The organism is Pseudoalteromonas sp. SWXJZ10B, from assembly GCF_015864475.1.
Taxonomy (GTDB): domain Bacteria; phylum Pseudomonadota; class Gammaproteobacteria; order Enterobacterales; family Alteromonadaceae; genus Pseudoalteromonas; species Pseudoalteromonas arctica.
On the sequence record NZ_JADYXD010000016.1, the window covers coordinates 64256 to 79433 of the forward strand.

A 15178-nucleotide genomic window follows, 5' to 3' on the forward strand; every position below is an offset into this window, starting at 1 on the left:
CTATGAATGCCATGCAATTTTTAATCAGTACCCTGTTTGATTTATTTTTAATGGTGGTATTACTGCGCTTTTGGCTGCAGTGGGCAAAAGCCGACTTTTATAATCCAATGAGCCAGTTTGTGGTTAAAGCCACTTCGTTTGCCGTTAAACCGCTACGTAAAATCATTCCAGGGTTTGGTGGGCTTGATTTAGCGTCTCTGTTGCTGGCATTTATAGTTGCCGTAGCCAAAATTAGTACTTTAATGCTTGTTATTTATAACGCGTGGGCAATACAGCCAGTAATTATTCAAGCACTAATAACTGTACTAAAAGAAGGTCTTAATTTAGTATTTTGGGTACTTATTATTCGCGCTATTTTAAGTTGGGTTAGCCAAGGCTATAACCCTATTGAAGCGGTTTTCCACCAGCTGACTGAACCAATGCTAAAACCAATTCGTAAAATATTGCCATCAATGGGTGGCTTAGATTTATCAGTTTTAGTGCTTATTATTGGTATTCAGTTTTTGCAAATGCTGCTTATGGACTTTTTAGTCTAAGCACTTAATTTTTGAGTAAAAGAGGCCCAAAGGCCTCTTTTTTATATGTTTTGAGGAATACATAATGAACCGTTTAATTAAGTTTTGTTTTATTGCTTGTTTAGCATTTACATTTAACGCGCAAAGCGAAGAAATGCAAGGCGCACAGTATAAAGAGCTTGGTCCTTGGCAAGTGCATTACATTGCTTTTCCTTCTACTTTTATTCAGCCAAAAATAGCAACAGCGTATGGTCTTGAGCGAAGTGGATACAAAGGTATTGTGAATATTTCTATATTAAAAAATGATGCCGAAAACACAGCCCAAACAGCAAAACTTACAGGCACAGCAAAAAACCTACTTGGCAACAAACAAACGCTTACTTTTAAAGAAGTAAAAGAAGGTGATTCAATTTATTACCTTGCCCAAGTTGATTATACCAACGAAGAGATTTTACGCTTTGAGATTGAAATACAACAAAGTAATCAATTTCAAAAATTACAGTTTCAGCAAAAATTTTACGTAGATTAATAACATGACCAAAACTTTAGTACTTGCTACAGGTAACCCTGGCAAAGTAAATGAGCTAGCTAACATGCTAAGCCCTCTGAATATTAATGTAGTTCCACAGAGCGATTTTAACGTAGGTGAAGTTGCCGAAACCGGCACTACCTTTGTTGAAAATGCCATTATTAAAGCGCGTCATGCCGCTAAAATTACTGGCATGCCTGCTATTGCCGATGACTCAGGTTTAGAAGTTGATGGCCTAAATGGCGCACCCGGTGTTTACTCTGCCCGTTTTGCAGGCCCAGGTGCCAGCGATCAAGATAACATTGATAAGTTACTCGTAGACTTGGGTAATAACCCTATCCGTAGTGCTCGTTTTTGGTGTGTACTGGTATTAATGCGCCACGCAGATGACCCTACCCCCCTTATTTGCAGTGCAAGCTGGGAAGGCGAAATTACGCTCACTCAAAATGGCAACGGTGGCTTTGGTTACGACCCTGTATTTTTTGTACCAGAGAAAAATTGTACCAGTGCTGAGCTTACAAAAGAGCAAAAAAATGCAGTGAGTCATCGCGGCCAAGCACTACAAAAACTATTGCTAGAGCTACAGCAAAAAGGCGGCCTGTGAACCTTCCACCACTGAGCTTATATGTGCACGTACCTTGGTGCGTGCAAAAATGCCCGTACTGCGATTTTAATAGCCACGGGCAAAAAGGTGAAATACCTGAAGCTGAATATGTTCAGCATTTAATTGATGATTTAAAAGCAGATTTGCACTTAGTGCAAGGACGTAAAATTCACAGTATCTTTATTGGTGGCGGTACTCCGAGCTTATTAACTGGTGCGGCTTATACTCGTTTATTAAATGAAGTCGACAACCTAATTGGTCTTGAAGAACACTGCGAAATTACCCTTGAAGCCAACCCAGGCACAGTAGAAACAGGTCGCTTTAAAGATTACGTAAAAGCAGGCATTAACCGTATTTCTATCGGTGTGCAAAGCATGCAAAACGACAAGCTAAAAGCACTGGGGCGGATTCATGGCAGTGACGAGGCTAATTATGCTGCGCAGCAAGCTAAAGAAGCCGGTTTAAATAGCTTTAACCTTGATTTAATGCACGGCTTACCAGGGCAAACACTTGACGATGCACTGAGCGATTTAAAGCAAATAATAGCGCTCGATCCTCCTCATATATCGTGGTATCAACTAACTATTGAACCCAATACTCAATTTGCTTCAAAGCCACCTACCTTGCCACAAGATGAAACACTGTGGGACATACAAGAACAAGGGGTCGAGTTACTCGCGCAAGCAGGTTACATACAATACGAAATATCAGGCTATGCAAAACCGGGCTATCAGTGCCAACATAACTTGAATTATTGGCGTTTTGGCGATTATCTCGGTATTGGCTGCGGCGCGCATGGTAAGGTTACTGATGCAAATACAGGGCTTATTACGCGTACTGAAAAGGTTAAACACCCACGCGGCTATATGGATTTAATCAAACCGTATATGTACAAAAGCTGGCATGTAGAGCAAGACGATTTAGCGTTTGAATTTTTTATGAATCGCTTTCGCCTTGTTGAGCCTTGCCCAATTAATGATTTTAATAAACTAACAACACTGCCACTGCAAAGTCAGCAAAGCGCATTAAACCAAGCAATTAATAAAGGTTTATTGACTCAAACAGACAGCCATTGGCAGGTAAGCTTAAAAGGTCATCGCTTTTTAAATGACCTGCTAGAATTATTTGTGTAGCGCCCAGCGCTACACAAAAAATAAATATAAAACACCCTAATGGGTTTCTAACAACAAAAGGGAAAACAATGCGTAAACTTACTTTTATTGCGGCCGCAGTAAGCGTTGCACTACTTGCTGGTTGCCAGCAAACAACACAACAAGCGACTTCAGCTCCTATTGCACAAGCAGTTCAATCACAACAAAGTGAAATAGACAAAGCCAATGCATTTTTTGAAGATACATTTAACCGCGACGTAATGAGCAGTCCTGTATATCAAACATACATGGGTATTAAGCAAGATTACGATAAGTGGGATGATGGCAGCGAAGAAAGACAGCTTAAAGATTTAGCGCAAACAAAAGCTGACCTAGTTGCACTAAAAGCAATCAGCCGTGATTTATTAGATGATGCAACAAAAGTTAGCTACGACTTAAAAAAACAAGATCTTGAAAGCTCAATTGCTGACTTTAAATGGCGTTACCATAACTACCCTGTGAACCAAATGTTTGGTACGCATTCTATGATCCCTGCGTTTTTAATTAATCAGCACTCAATTAGCAATGTAAAAGAAGCTAAAGACTACATTTCTCGTTTAAATGGTGTAACTGGTGTTATTGATCAGCTTATCGTTGATTTAACTGTACGTGCAGAAAAAGGCATCATAGCCCCTAAATTTGTATTCCCGCATGTTATTGATTCAAGCAAAAACATTATTCACGGTGCACCGTTTGAAAAAGGCGATGATTCTACCTTGCTTGCTGACTTTAAACGTAAAGTAACAGCGCTTGAAATTAGCCAAGACGAGAAAGACTCGTTAATCAGCGATGCATCAGATGCATTAAAATCGGCTGTTAAACCATCTTACTCTAAACTAATTAATTACCTTGCACAGCTTGAAAAACGCGCAGATGATCGCGATGGCGCATGGAAATTACCTGATGGCGAAGCGTTTTATAACAACGCACTTAAGCGCACAACTACAACAGATTTAACTGCTAAAGAAATTCATGCAATTGGTCTATCTGAAGTGACACGTATTCATGATGAAATGCGTGAGATTAAAGACAAAGTTGGCTTTAAAGGCGACTTAAAAGCGTTTATGCAGTTTATGAAAACTGACAAGCAATTTTACTACCCTAATGATGCACAAGGTAAACAACGCTACCTTGATGAAGCCACTGGGCTTATTGATACAATGAAAACGCGTTTAGATGAGTTATTCATTGTTAAACCAAAAGCAGGTTTAAAAGTAAAAGCGGTTGAAGCATTCCGTGAAAAAGCAGCAGGTAAAGCCTTTTACCAACAGCCTGCTCCTGATGGTTCACGCCCAGGTGTTTACTACGCTAACCTTTACGATATGGAAGCAATGCCAACGTATCAAATGGAAGCGCTGGCATACCACGAAGGTATTCCGGGACACCACATGCAAATAGCTATTTCGCAAGAACTAGAAGGTATTCCTAAGTTCCGTAAGTTTGGTGGCTACACAGCGTATATTGAAGGCTGGGGTTTATACTCAGAGTTCATTCCTAAAGAAATGGGCATGTACTCAGACCCTTACTCAGATTTTGGTCGTCTTTCAATGGAATTATGGCGCGCATGTCGCTTAGTTGTTGATACGGGTATTCACGCAATGAAGTGGACTCGCCAAGAAGGTATTGATTACTACGTAAATAACACGCCTAATGCAACATCTGACGGTGTTAAAATGGTTGAGCGTCACATTGTAATGCCTTCACAAGCAACAGCTTATAAAGTGGGTATGCTTAAGATTTTAGAGCTTCGTGAAGAAGCTAAAAAGCAACTTGGTGATAAATTTGATATTCGCCAGTTCCACGACGTAGTGCTTAAAAATGGTCCTGTACCACTTAATGTACTAGAAAACTTTGTTAATGAATGGGTAGCAAGCAAAAAGGCTTAAAACCAATTTAAACAATTGCTTTAAATATGAAAAGGTCGCATTTGCGACCTTTTTTGTTTTATAGTAGTAAAAAAAATTTTGGAAATAATAATGGATTTAAGCATACAACTACTTAATGCGCGTATTTCAAAGCAGCAGTTAAATGAGCTCGATAACGACTTTAGGCAGTTAAGCCCTGCTCAGCAAACTTTGCAGCTTAACCATTTATATGACAGCGCCCAACGGTTGAGTGTTAAGTATGACTTTATGCAAAACATAGCAATCCGTATATTAAGTACTAATACAGCACCTTCTCTATTTATTAACCAACTCACTAATATTGACGCATTGAGCTTTTTTACTCCAGCGCTGAGAGTAAATAAAGGCTTTTTAGTACAAGATACTCAAGGAAATAATGTACTGCACAATGTGTTTAAGCATGCCGATGCTACAAAGCTGCCATTTAACTATGTACGCTCTTTAATGTTGTTTGAATCAAATGATGACTTAGTTAAAGCGTTGGCGCAGCCCAACTCTCACGGATTAACACCAGTTGCCTGCTACATTGCCTATGCAAATAAATCGAGCACACCGGTAAAGCATGAATTCTCAGCTTTGTTAGCATTAATGGAAATAGAGCAAAAACAAAATCCTAACGCAAAACAGCAGCTTGCCAACGTACTAAAAGGGCAAAAAGTTAACGAGACCACAATTTTACTGAGCGCCGCTTACTTGCAACGCTCAACGGCGCAAGTTGCTCACTTAATCAAGGCGCTTTAATTCACTCACAACTTCTGTACGCACACTGTCTACGGCATGTGTAATAGATTGCGCAGCACTTTGCTGATCAACCATATTTGGCCAATTTGTTTGCCAGACCTTTTGTAAGTCTTTTGTTTTTAAATGTACTTTATCAACGGCTAAGTAGCTTAAGTCATGAATTAAGTTAACTTTAACCCAGCCTTTTCTAGGGCTGCCATCTATTTTGTTATTATCGTAATGTGCCGCAAATACAATAAGCTCAAGCTCGGCTAGTTCTTGTAATATTTGAAAGCTAGCAATGCGTGTATTGTTGTTCTCTTCACTTGCCTCCATTCGCCATGCATTATAACTAAAGCCAATAAACGCAAACACCACGCTCGCTATAGCAGTAAAAAAATACGAACGGGGCGCCAGTACAAACTGACCATATTTAGACTCTGACATATTATTTCCTAGGGCCTGTTTATCTTTCGAGGTTAAATTTACAGCAGTATGTTTGGTATTTAGTCAAGGCAGAGCCTATGCAGTGTGGTTATTCCCCATTAATAGGCGATAACGTGGAATAAATGCCAAACATGCGCTGCCCGAAGGGTTCTGCCTAGGGGCAATTTACTCTTTGTTGCCTACAGGATGTAGGTAAGGGGCGTGAGCAGGACGCGGAAGCTTTGCTCGGTTTTTACTTAGCCCGCTAGGTTACAAACCTCACGCCGCGATTAAATCGGCCCCTAGATTGAACAAATTTTAATCCTGAAAGGTCAACAGGCCCTAGTCATTTAAATAATATTCAACACTGGTTACCACTCTTATATTTTTTATTTGCGGTGTGTTTGAATCTCGATTACTGATACTAAATTGCCCTTGGCGAGCTGTTTTTATTTTGCCTAATTTTGAATTAGAGTCTTTAGCAAATTTATTAGCGACTTCACGCGCTTTTTCAGTTGCTTCTTGCACCATCGCAGGTTTTACATCATTGAGGCCAGTAAAAATATATTCAACTTTTGTTTCGTAGCTGTCCTGCACTATTGCGATATCTTGTTTAGCAAGTTGGCTCACTTTGCTCAGCGCGTTTTGCACTTTATCTGGCGCATCAGAATAAACAATAATATTTGAACGCACTATGTACCTAAATTGCTGATTTTCATTACTGTATTCACGTGCTTGCTTATCAATAACTGACTGGCTGCCTATTGTTATTTCATCGTCGTCAAAACCATGCAGTTTTAAAAAAGCAGTTACAGCATCATTTTTTTTCTCAACTCGGCTGACTAATTTTTCAAGATTATTGTCGGCATCACTAAATTGCAGAGGCCAAATTACCGTATCGGCTATAACTTCTCGCTCGGCCAATCCCTTAACCTGCACAGTACGTTCCATCTCTTTTACACTGAGAGCTGTGCTCTTTAAAATAAACCCTAAGCTAATTAAGCCTATACTTAAACAAATAGCCGCTATAACAATGTAAAAACCGGGGGTTTTATTCACAATAATCTCCTTGATTGATATCAATAATAAGCATCTAGACGCTCGAAATAACACAGTAAACAGGGTACATTGAGACTATAAATAACGCAAAATTTAATCAGCCTAGGAAAAACCATGAGCCTTAAGCGCATTACCCAGTTTTTTAACCCAAGCTCAGTGGCCGTTATTGGTGCCTCTAATATATCAACTCGTGCTGGTTTTGTGGTTATGCGCAACTTACTTCAAGGCGGTTTTAAAGGGCCGATAATGCCCGTTACTCCAAGCCATAGCGCAGTACATGGCGTACTTGCTTACCCCTCTATTGCTGACTTACCAAAAGTACCCGACCTTGCTGTTATTTGTACTAACAAAAATACCTTAATTGATATTATTGAGCAGCTTGGAGAGCTTGGCTGTAAAACGGCTATTGTTATTGCAGATGGGCTTTCTGGGGAGCAAAAAAGCGCGCTTAAAGCATGCGCTCAAGCCAAACAGGTTACTTTGCTTGGACCCAATTGTTTGGGCTTGCTGATCCCTCATATTGGTTTAAATGCGAGCTTTTCACATACAGTAGCAAGCCCAGGTAAAATTGCATTTGTATCGCAATCAGCAGCAGTATGCTCAACCATTTTAGATTGGGCTAAAAACAAAGAAATTGGATTTTCATATTTTGTATCGGTAGGTGATTGCCTTGATATAAACTTTAATGAACTACTCGACTTTTTAGGTCGTGATGCTAAAACCAAAGCTATTTTACTTTACATTGACAACATTGAAGATATTCGTGGCTTTATATCAGCAGCAAGAGCTGCGGCCTTTAGTAAACCTGTAATTGCAATTAAAACAGGTAAAACAAGTGCAGGCGCACTTGCAGCCGAAATTCACACCGGCGGAAAGCAAAGCTCTGATGCTGTTTACGATGCGTTATTTCAACGAGCGGGTATGCTGCGCGTAAATGATTTACGAGAGCTATTTGCAGCGACACAAACACTCGCCATGCATCCAAAATTATTAAAAGTAGAGCAACTAACAATTTTAACTAATGGTGGCGGCCCGGGTGTTATGGCCGTTGATGAGCTAATTCAAAGCTCCGGTAAATTAGCAGAACTAAGCATTGAAACCCGAAATTCGCTAAATAAAGTAATTCCGCAATCAGAAACCACCTCAAACCCTGTGGATATTTTTGGCGATTCAGCACCAGCGCGTTATAAGCAAGCATTAGAAATTTTACTGCACGCAAAAGAAGTTAAAAACTTACTGATTATCCATACCCCCTCAGCGCTTGCGCCCAGCGAAGACTATGCCAACATTATTGTAGAAACCTTACAAACATTACCCAAAATGGCACGCCCTTACGTTATAACTAATTTTATGGGTGAAGACGCATCTTACGCCGCCAGAAAAGTGTGCTCAAACAACGCAATACCAACTTATAGAACACCAGAGGGTGCTGTTGGCGCGTTTATGCACTTGGTAACGTATCGCCGTAACCAAAAGCATTTAACGCAAACACCTGAGTCGAATACAGATGACGCAAAAATAAATAAAGTAGCAGCTAAAGCGCTTATTAATGAGTTTTTAGATGACGGACAAAGCTACTTACCTACCCATCAGGCAAGCCAAGTATTAAATCACTATGGTATTACATGCATTCAAACTGAGGTGGCTTACACCCCAACAGAAGCCAGAGAGCAAGCCATAGAACTTGGTTTTCCGGTCGCGTTAAAACTTATTAGCCCAAGTATTGCTTCAAAGTCTGAAGTAGGTGGTGTGGTGCTTAACTTAAACGACGCGAACGAGGTTGAACAAACTGCTTTTGCAATGCTTATCCGTATTAAAAACACTTATCCGGATGCTGTTATTGAAGGGTTTTCATTACAAAAAATGGCGCCGCGAGCAGGCGCAAATGAGCTGCGAATTGCGATTAAAACCGAGCCTAATTTTGGTCCTGTTATATTATTAGGTGAAGCAGGCACCGGCCTTGAATATGCGCAAGCCGCCGTTGCTCTGCCTCCACTAAATATGAACTTAGCAAAGTATTTAATTGCCGCAGCGCACGATAAAGGCGTATTAAAGGAGCGCATATTACCCGAAAAAGTTGATAAGTATCGTTTGTGTGCACTGCTAACGCGTATTTCTCAGTTAGTTATTGATCAACCTGACATAAGCTCAATGGAACTTAATCCTATACTTGCCAGTAATGGACAGTTTTTAGTGCTCGATGCCACCATGACACTTAGCCGTTATCAAGCTCAGAGCAATCGTAAGCGCTTATCTATTCGTCCCTACCCTATTGAACTTGTTGAAGTGGTAACACTTAAAAACAACACCCAAGCTACGCTCAGACCAATAAAGCCAGAAGATGAACAAGCTCATAAAGCATTTGACGAGTCACTTAATAAAGAAGACAGATATAAACGCTTTTTTGGCGAACTACCACAATTTAACCACGATCAACTCGCGAAAATGACGCAAATTGATTACGACCGTGAAATGGCGTTTATTGTTTGCCAACGCTTTGAAGGTAAAACTCGCACATTAGGTGTGTCTCGCGTCATTATGGACCCCGATAACCTGCATGCTGAGTTTGCCATTGTAGTACGCTCAGATTGCCAAGGTTTAGGGCTTGGTCGCATACTAATGAGTGCAGCAATTAACCACTGTAAACGCCAAGGTGTGGAATCGATTGAAGGCATAACCTTACCAGAGAATACAGGGATGATTGAGCTTGCCCGTAAGTTAGGTTTTAAAATTAGTCGCGACTTTGAAGAAGGCAGTATTAATATGGTACTTAAACTTAAATAATGAATGAACCACACACTTTAAGACAAAAAATGGCTTGCCTGTTTGAAGGCACAGGCCAGTACCATCGAGCAGGACATATTCTTGATATTGCACTCATTAGCTTAATAATGATTAACGTTGTAGCTATTGTTATTGAATCAATTCCAAGTGTGGCAGAGCAGTATTACAACGAATTCTTAGTTTTAGAAATTGTCTCGGTCGCTATTTTTGCTATTGAGTACTTAGCCAGACTTTGGGCTTGCGTAGATAAAACACAATATGCAGCAATGGAAGGGTCTCATACCAAACGTCGGCTTAGCTATTTTTTCTCCCCTTTGGCAATTGTTGATTTAATTGCGATTTTACCAAGCTTAATGATGTTTTTATTTCCTCTCGATTTACGTTTTTTACGCGTGCTCCGGCTATTAAGGGTATTTAAACTCACTCGCTACTCACGCGCCATGCAGCTACTTTTAAAAGCCTTTAACGATGAAGGTAGTTCATTAATGGCTGCTTTTTTTATTATGGCCGTCGTGCTTATTTTAGCTTCATGCGGAATTTACTTAATTGAGCACGACATACAACCCGATAAATTTGGCTCTATTCCTGCGGCTATGTGGTGGGCAATGGCAACACTAACAACCGTTGGTTATGGCGATGTAGTACCTATAACGCCATTGGGTAAGTTTTTCGGCGGGGTTATTACACTACTGAGCATGGGAATGGTTGCAATACCTACCGGTTTACTGGCGTCTAGTTTTTCAGAACAAATACGTAAACGCCGCCAATTTTTTGAAGATGCCGTACATGAACAAATTCAAGATAGCACCCTTAATAATACTCAACAAGAACACCTAGAAGAACTACGCTATAAATTAGGCTTGAGTAAACTAGAAGCTAATAAGGCCATTAAAACGCAGTTGAATGAGCATAATAGCCATTTGTTTTGCAGGCACTGCGGTAAAAGGCCTTAAATAAGTACTGCTATTATTAATTAAATATATCACTCCAATTGCGATTAATAAGCGGTAGTACTTCGGTATTAGGTACCGGTTTACTAAATAAGTACCCTTGAAAATGCATGCATCCTCGCGCCTTTAAAAAGGCGAGTTGGTGCGAGCTTTCTACGCCTTCAGCTACACATTCTTTACCTAAACTATCTGCAAGCGCGAGTATTGATTGAATAATAGCTTCATCGTCAGAATCTATGCCTATGTCTTGTACAAAGCTTCTATCTATTTTTAATACATCAATAGGAAAACGCTTTAAATAAGTAAGCGATGCGTAACCCGTACCAAAATCATCCATGTACAATCTACAGCCCAACTTTTTAAGTTGTTCCATGCTGTGTAGCGCTTCTTTTGAATCACGCATTAATATTGATTCGGTTATTTCAAAAACAATTGCCTCAGACGACACTCCTGAATTACTTAACGCTTTTTTAATTTCAGGAACAAGATCTTTAAACTCAAAATCAAGAGCCGATAAATTAATAGATAAATACAGGCTAGGTGAGGCTTTTCGCCACTCTTTTAGCTCTAATAAAGCGCGCGCAAAAGTCTGCAGCATAATTTTTGTAATTAGGCCTATACCTTCTGCTGCCACCGAAAACTCTTGAGTTTGCACAAGCTTATTTTCAGGCCAACGCAGCAGTACTTCAAAGCCTTCTGTTTTTTGACTTTCAGCGTTAATGATAGGCTGGTAGTAATTACAAAATTCTTCTTCTTGATACGCTTTAGTTAGCTGAGACTCAAGATGCAACGCTCTTTGAACATGCTGATTCATCTCTTGCTTATAAAACTGATAACGGCCCTCTAAAGAGTCTTTTGCATGATATAACGCTATGCTCGCAGCTTTTAAAAGCGCAGAGCCTTGCTGTGCATCATCTGGTGATATAGACACACCAATACTTAAATTAACGTTTACAACTTGGCCATTAATCGTAATATTTTGATTCACACAATCCATCAACTTAGTGCATATAATGAGTACTTGTTCGATTTGCTGAATATCTTCCACCAGCACTACAAATTCATCGCCACCAAATCGAGCAACACTATCAGACGGACGCAAGGAGCATTTTAAACGCTCAGCAACTTCTTTAATTAGCTCATCAGCAACTGCATGCCCCAAAGAGTCATTAAAGTATTTAAAACGCTTGATATTTATATGTAATAAAGCGACTTTACATTCGTGAAATTTTGCTTGCTCAAGGGCGTGTTCAACGCGGTCATTAAATAATGTACGATTTGGCAACCCTGTTAAGGCATCGTAGTTGGCCAATAAGTGCAGCTCGTTTTCGGCTGATTTTTGTGCATTTATATCGGTTAAAATAATGACATAGCTATTAAGGCGCTGTTCGTTATCCGCCACTGCACTTATTTTCACAAGTACATGACGCGACTCACCACTTGCTAAAACTACACTGTCTTCACACGAAAAATGCTCTCCAATAGATAGCTTTTGCATTATGCGTAAATAATCAAAACGATTGCTGCGCGATATACCTAAATTTAATGCTCGACTAGATAACGACTCAGCAGAGAAGTTAAAGGCGGTTTGCAGTGATTTATTAGAAGCCCGAATATTTAAATTTTTATCGAGGATAAACACCCAATCACGTGTTTGCTCAAATGCTGCCGTAAATAGTAAAGCGTGTTCTTCAAACACCATCTCACGGGTCATATTTGTGTAGGTACCCGCTACTTTTTGTGGCGTTTTATCATCCCATTCAACGACTTTTCCAAAATCCTTATACCAGCGCCAATAGCCTTTTGCATGGCGCAGGCGGTAGGTACAATTAAAGTAACCTTTATCGGTAGATAAAAACTCAAGCCACTCTAAGCGAAATAGCTGTTTGTCTTGCGGATGAATTTTAGATAAATATTCATCTAGGCTCACGGTTTCATTTTCGTAGCCTAACTCACTCGCTAAGCGAGGTTGGTAAATACTTGGATTGCTTGATTCCCAATCCCAAACACCCGATTCGCTACCTTCAAGCGCTAGCTTTAGACGGGCTTCGCTTTCTTTACTTTCTTTATTTGCTGCCAATAAAATACGCTGAATTTTATTACGGCGCATAACCCACATAGCAACAAAGCCAATAAACAGCATGCCGTAAAGCACCATAAAATAAGGTGCACGCCAAAGCGGATACTTTACTTTTATTTTTAAAATAGCAGGCGAGGTATATTCGCCAGTCAGGGGGTCTTTAGCCCAAACTTTTAATTGATAATTACCTGGATTCAATTTTGGAAACAATACACGGTTGTTATTTCGGGTATAACTTTTTTGTCCGTTATCGAGTTGATACTCATAAATGATGCGTTCTTGATTACTAAATGCCATGGCCGAAAATGCAACTTCAAGCCCTATATCATCATGGTTTAACACAACCTCGTTGAGCGGTTGTTTTAAATCAAGCGATAAATCTCGTGACATTAAATCTACTCGCGTAATATTTACGTGATCAATAAGCGATTGATAATTTTGGTTCTCCATTGGATGAAAGTAGGTAAAGCCTTTTAAGCTACCATACGCAATATGGCCATCTTTAAGCTGTGCCATTGCGTTACTATTAAACTCAGCAGAGAGTAGCCCTTCAGATGTAGAAAACTGCTGAAAATGAAGTGTTTCTGGGTTTAATCGCCAAATACCTTTATGGCTACTCATCCAGATCATGCCATCATCATCTAGCACCATATCGTATAGCAGAGTGCCTAATTTATTCCTCTCTAAATCAATTGTATGGACTAATTGATAAGTAGATGCGTCAAGGCCTATTAAGCCGAAATTAGAAAGTGATATCCACAATATATTGTTGTTATCAATTAAGTAAGAAAGCACACTAATGGCTACGTTTTCATGCTGTTTTGGCACTTTATAAATCATTTTAAGTGCTAAATCACTTGGGTTTACTTGGTATAAAATACCGGCATTAAAAAATAATGGTGAATCTGGTTTATTGCTCAGCGCAGGTAAAAAGCCATGGGCTAAAAAGGGTTCAAATTGATCAAACTGACCACCCAAACGCGTTATTACTTGAGAATCTATATTGTATATAAATACCCCATGATCTGAGTGCACAAAGTATAGATCGCCATTTGGCATTAATGTAACGCCATGTACCCTACCGGTAATTAGCTCCTGATTAGCAGGGTTATGTACTTTAGGTTCACTAACTTGATGCGTTACAGGGTCAAAAATAAACAAACCACGATTTGTATAAAGCCATAAATTATTTTTATAAGGCGTTATTTCATATACGGTAAACTCAGTGGTGAGTAAGTCGACTTTGTAATCTTTTAAATAAGCTTTACCAATATTTGTTTTTAAATCAACCTCGGTAATACCGTTATGCGTTGCAAGCCAAAGCTTGTCTTTATATTCGGTAATTCCCCAGATAGAGTGATGCGATAAACCATCCCCCCCGAGCAAAGTGCCATCGACATTATTAAAATGGTAGCTGTCATGAGATAAGTAAAACGCACCGTCGGTTTTAGTCGCAACCCACGTACCACCCGATTTATCTTTTGACATATCAATAATACTGGTATCGGCAAGTGTGTACTTACTTTGGGCTATTCGAGTGTTTTTAATCATCTCCCCGGTGTTTAAATCAAATTTAAACAAGCCTTTGTCGGTAGCTAAATCTATTGTTCCGTGTTCGTTTACTATGCTCCAAACATTTAAATCGCTTAGTAATACTTTACTTTTAAAAGGTAAATCTGGGCGTTCAAACATTTTTGATAAGTTACTAATATCAACTTCGTATAAGCCTTGTACCGCCCCTACTAACAACTGTTTATTTTCACCTAATGCGAAAGACTTAACATTATTTTGGTAAATATGTTCAGCTTCACCTTTTAAATGCTGCAGGGGTCTAACTTGCTCTGTGGCAATATCAAATACGTATGCGCCATGGCTTGTACCTATAAATATATAACCATTGTAAGCAAACAGCTTTCTCACAAGGGTATTTTTATATTTAGCAGGCAGCTCAAAAATAGTTGTGATTTTTCCGGTTGCGATATCAAGCTTTGCAAAATCGCGGCCTCGCCCAATCCAAAGTGTTTTTTTATCAACTGCCACCATACTAAAAACAGACTGATTGATAATTTCTTCTTCACTGGTAGGTTTTTCTAGAAATTGCTGATATGAATCTGTTACGGGGTCGTATCTAAATAGGCCTGCAAGTAAAGAGGCTATCCAAATGTGCCCTTGAGGGTCTTGGTAAATACGATCAATGATCGCTTCTTCTAATTCACCATTAGGGCCGTTTATTGGAATAACTTGATAGCCATCATAACGATTAAGCCCAGCCTCAGTAGAAAGCCAAAGGTAACCATTAGTGTCGATAAGCATTGTATTAACGTAGCTTTGCGATAAGCCTTCGCTTGGAGATAAACGTTTTACTTGTGCGCCTACTTGGCAACTTAGGATAGTTATTAAAACTACAAAGCAACTAATGATCCCATTAACGCATTTACTCATGCTTATTCCATATT

General features: G+C 39.6%; 11 protein-coding genes. 8 read left to right on the forward strand and 3 right to left on the reverse strand.

The annotated features are described in order from the left end of the window. Nucleotides 1-2 precede the first annotated feature (2 nt). From I6F54_RS14390 to I6F54_RS14415, 6 genes are all read left to right on the forward strand, one after another. Nucleotides 3-536, forward strand: a complete 534-nt coding sequence (locus I6F54_RS14390) for a YggT family protein (RefSeq protein WP_007585413.1) — start codon at nucleotides 3-5, stop codon at nucleotides 534-536. A gap of 64 nt (nucleotides 537-600) precedes the next feature. Beyond that, entirely contained in the window at nucleotides 601-1044 is a 444-nt protein-coding gene (locus I6F54_RS14395) for a DUF4426 domain-containing protein (RefSeq protein ID WP_197142001.1), read from the forward strand. A gap of 4 nt (nucleotides 1045-1048) precedes the next feature. Then, nucleotides 1049-1648 (forward strand): XTP/dITP diphosphatase, encoded by a 600-nt coding sequence (locus I6F54_RS14400; protein ID WP_007585416.1) that lies wholly within the window; start codon nucleotides 1049-1051, stop codon nucleotides 1646-1648. After that, nucleotides 1645-2781 (forward strand): radical SAM family heme chaperone HemW, encoded by a 1137-nt coding sequence (gene hemW, locus I6F54_RS14405; RefSeq protein ID WP_024590676.1) that lies wholly within the window; start codon nucleotides 1645-1647, stop codon nucleotides 2779-2781. The genes I6F54_RS14400 and hemW overlap by 4 nt, the downstream gene beginning before the upstream one ends. A 68-nt stretch (nucleotides 2782-2849) precedes the next feature. Then, complete coding sequence (locus tag I6F54_RS14410; protein WP_165722132.1) at nucleotides 2850-4685, forward strand: DUF885 domain-containing protein; 1836 nt, start codon at nucleotides 2850-2852, stop codon at nucleotides 4683-4685. Nucleotides 4686-4775: 90 nt separating this feature from the next. Beyond that, the gene (locus tag I6F54_RS14415) at nucleotides 4776-5444 is read left to right on the forward strand and encodes a hypothetical protein (RefSeq protein ID WP_165725178.1); all 669 of its coding nucleotides are present in this window, start codon (nucleotides 4776-4778) and stop codon (nucleotides 5442-5444) included. On the opposite strand, the gene I6F54_RS14420 is transcribed toward I6F54_RS14415, so the two are convergent. Both I6F54_RS14420 and I6F54_RS14425 read right to left on the reverse strand, forming a co-directional pair. Further along, nucleotides 5427-5870 carry a hypothetical protein gene (locus I6F54_RS14420; protein WP_197142003.1) on the reverse strand — a complete coding sequence of 148 codons (444 nt, stop codon included), beginning with the start codon at nucleotides 5868-5870 and terminating at the stop codon, nucleotides 5427-5429. The two genes, I6F54_RS14415 and I6F54_RS14420, sit on opposite strands and share 18 nt — an antisense overlap. 321 nt (nucleotides 5871-6191) lie before the next feature. Beyond that, the gene (locus I6F54_RS14425; protein WP_024590673.1) at nucleotides 6192-6908 is read right to left on the reverse strand and encodes an SIMPL domain-containing protein; all 717 of its coding nucleotides are present in this window, start codon (nucleotides 6906-6908) and stop codon (nucleotides 6192-6194) included. A gap of 114 nt (nucleotides 6909-7022) precedes the next feature. Between I6F54_RS14425 and I6F54_RS14430 the strand changes: the two genes are divergently transcribed. Further along, the gene (locus I6F54_RS14430) at nucleotides 7023-9692 is read left to right on the forward strand and encodes a bifunctional acetate--CoA ligase family protein/GNAT family N-acetyltransferase (protein ID WP_197142005.1); all 2670 of its coding nucleotides are present in this window, start codon (nucleotides 7023-7025) and stop codon (nucleotides 9690-9692) included. Beyond that, on the forward strand, nucleotides 9692-10645 hold the full coding sequence (locus tag I6F54_RS14435; RefSeq protein ID WP_197142007.1) for an ion transporter: 954 nt from the start codon (nucleotides 9692-9694) through the stop codon (nucleotides 10643-10645). The genes I6F54_RS14430 and I6F54_RS14435 overlap by 1 nt, the downstream gene beginning before the upstream one ends. A gap of 16 nt (nucleotides 10646-10661) precedes the next feature. On the opposite strand, the gene I6F54_RS14440 is transcribed toward I6F54_RS14435, so the two are convergent. Continuing rightward, nucleotides 10662-15164: an EAL domain-containing protein gene (locus tag I6F54_RS14440; protein ID WP_197142009.1), complete on the reverse strand. Its 4503-nt coding sequence runs from the start codon at nucleotides 15162-15164 to the stop codon at nucleotides 10662-10664. Nucleotides 15165-15178: the final 14 nt, after the last annotated feature.

Excerpts from the sequence above, each read along its gene's own strand:
- I6F54_RS14410 (WP_165722132.1), top strand. The coding sequence starts at position 2,850 with ATGCGTAAACTTACTTTTATTGCGGCCGCAGTAAGCGTTGCACTACTT.
- I6F54_RS14440 (WP_197142009.1), bottom strand. The coding sequence starts at position 15,164 with ATGAGTAAATGCGTTAATGGGATCATTAGTTGCTTTGTAGTTTTAATA.
- I6F54_RS14400 (WP_007585416.1), top strand. The coding sequence starts at position 1,049 with ATGACCAAAACTTTAGTACTTGCTACAGGTAACCCTGGCAAAGTAAAT.
- I6F54_RS14415 (WP_165725178.1), top strand. The coding sequence starts at position 4,776 with ATGGATTTAAGCATACAACTACTTAATGCGCGTATTTCAAAGCAGCAG.
- I6F54_RS14435 (WP_197142007.1), top strand. The coding sequence starts at position 9,692 with ATGAATGAACCACACACTTTAAGACAAAAAATGGCTTGCCTGTTTGAA.
- I6F54_RS14390 (WP_007585413.1), top strand. The coding sequence starts at position 3 with ATGAATGCCATGCAATTTTTAATCAGTACCCTGTTTGATTTATTTTTA.
- I6F54_RS14395 (WP_197142001.1), top strand. The coding sequence starts at position 601 with ATGAACCGTTTAATTAAGTTTTGTTTTATTGCTTGTTTAGCATTTACA.
- I6F54_RS14430 (WP_197142005.1), top strand. The coding sequence starts at position 7,023 with ATGAGCCTTAAGCGCATTACCCAGTTTTTTAACCCAAGCTCAGTGGCC.
- I6F54_RS14420 (WP_197142003.1), bottom strand. The coding sequence starts at position 5,870 with ATGTCAGAGTCTAAATATGGTCAGTTTGTACTGGCGCCCCGTTCGTAT.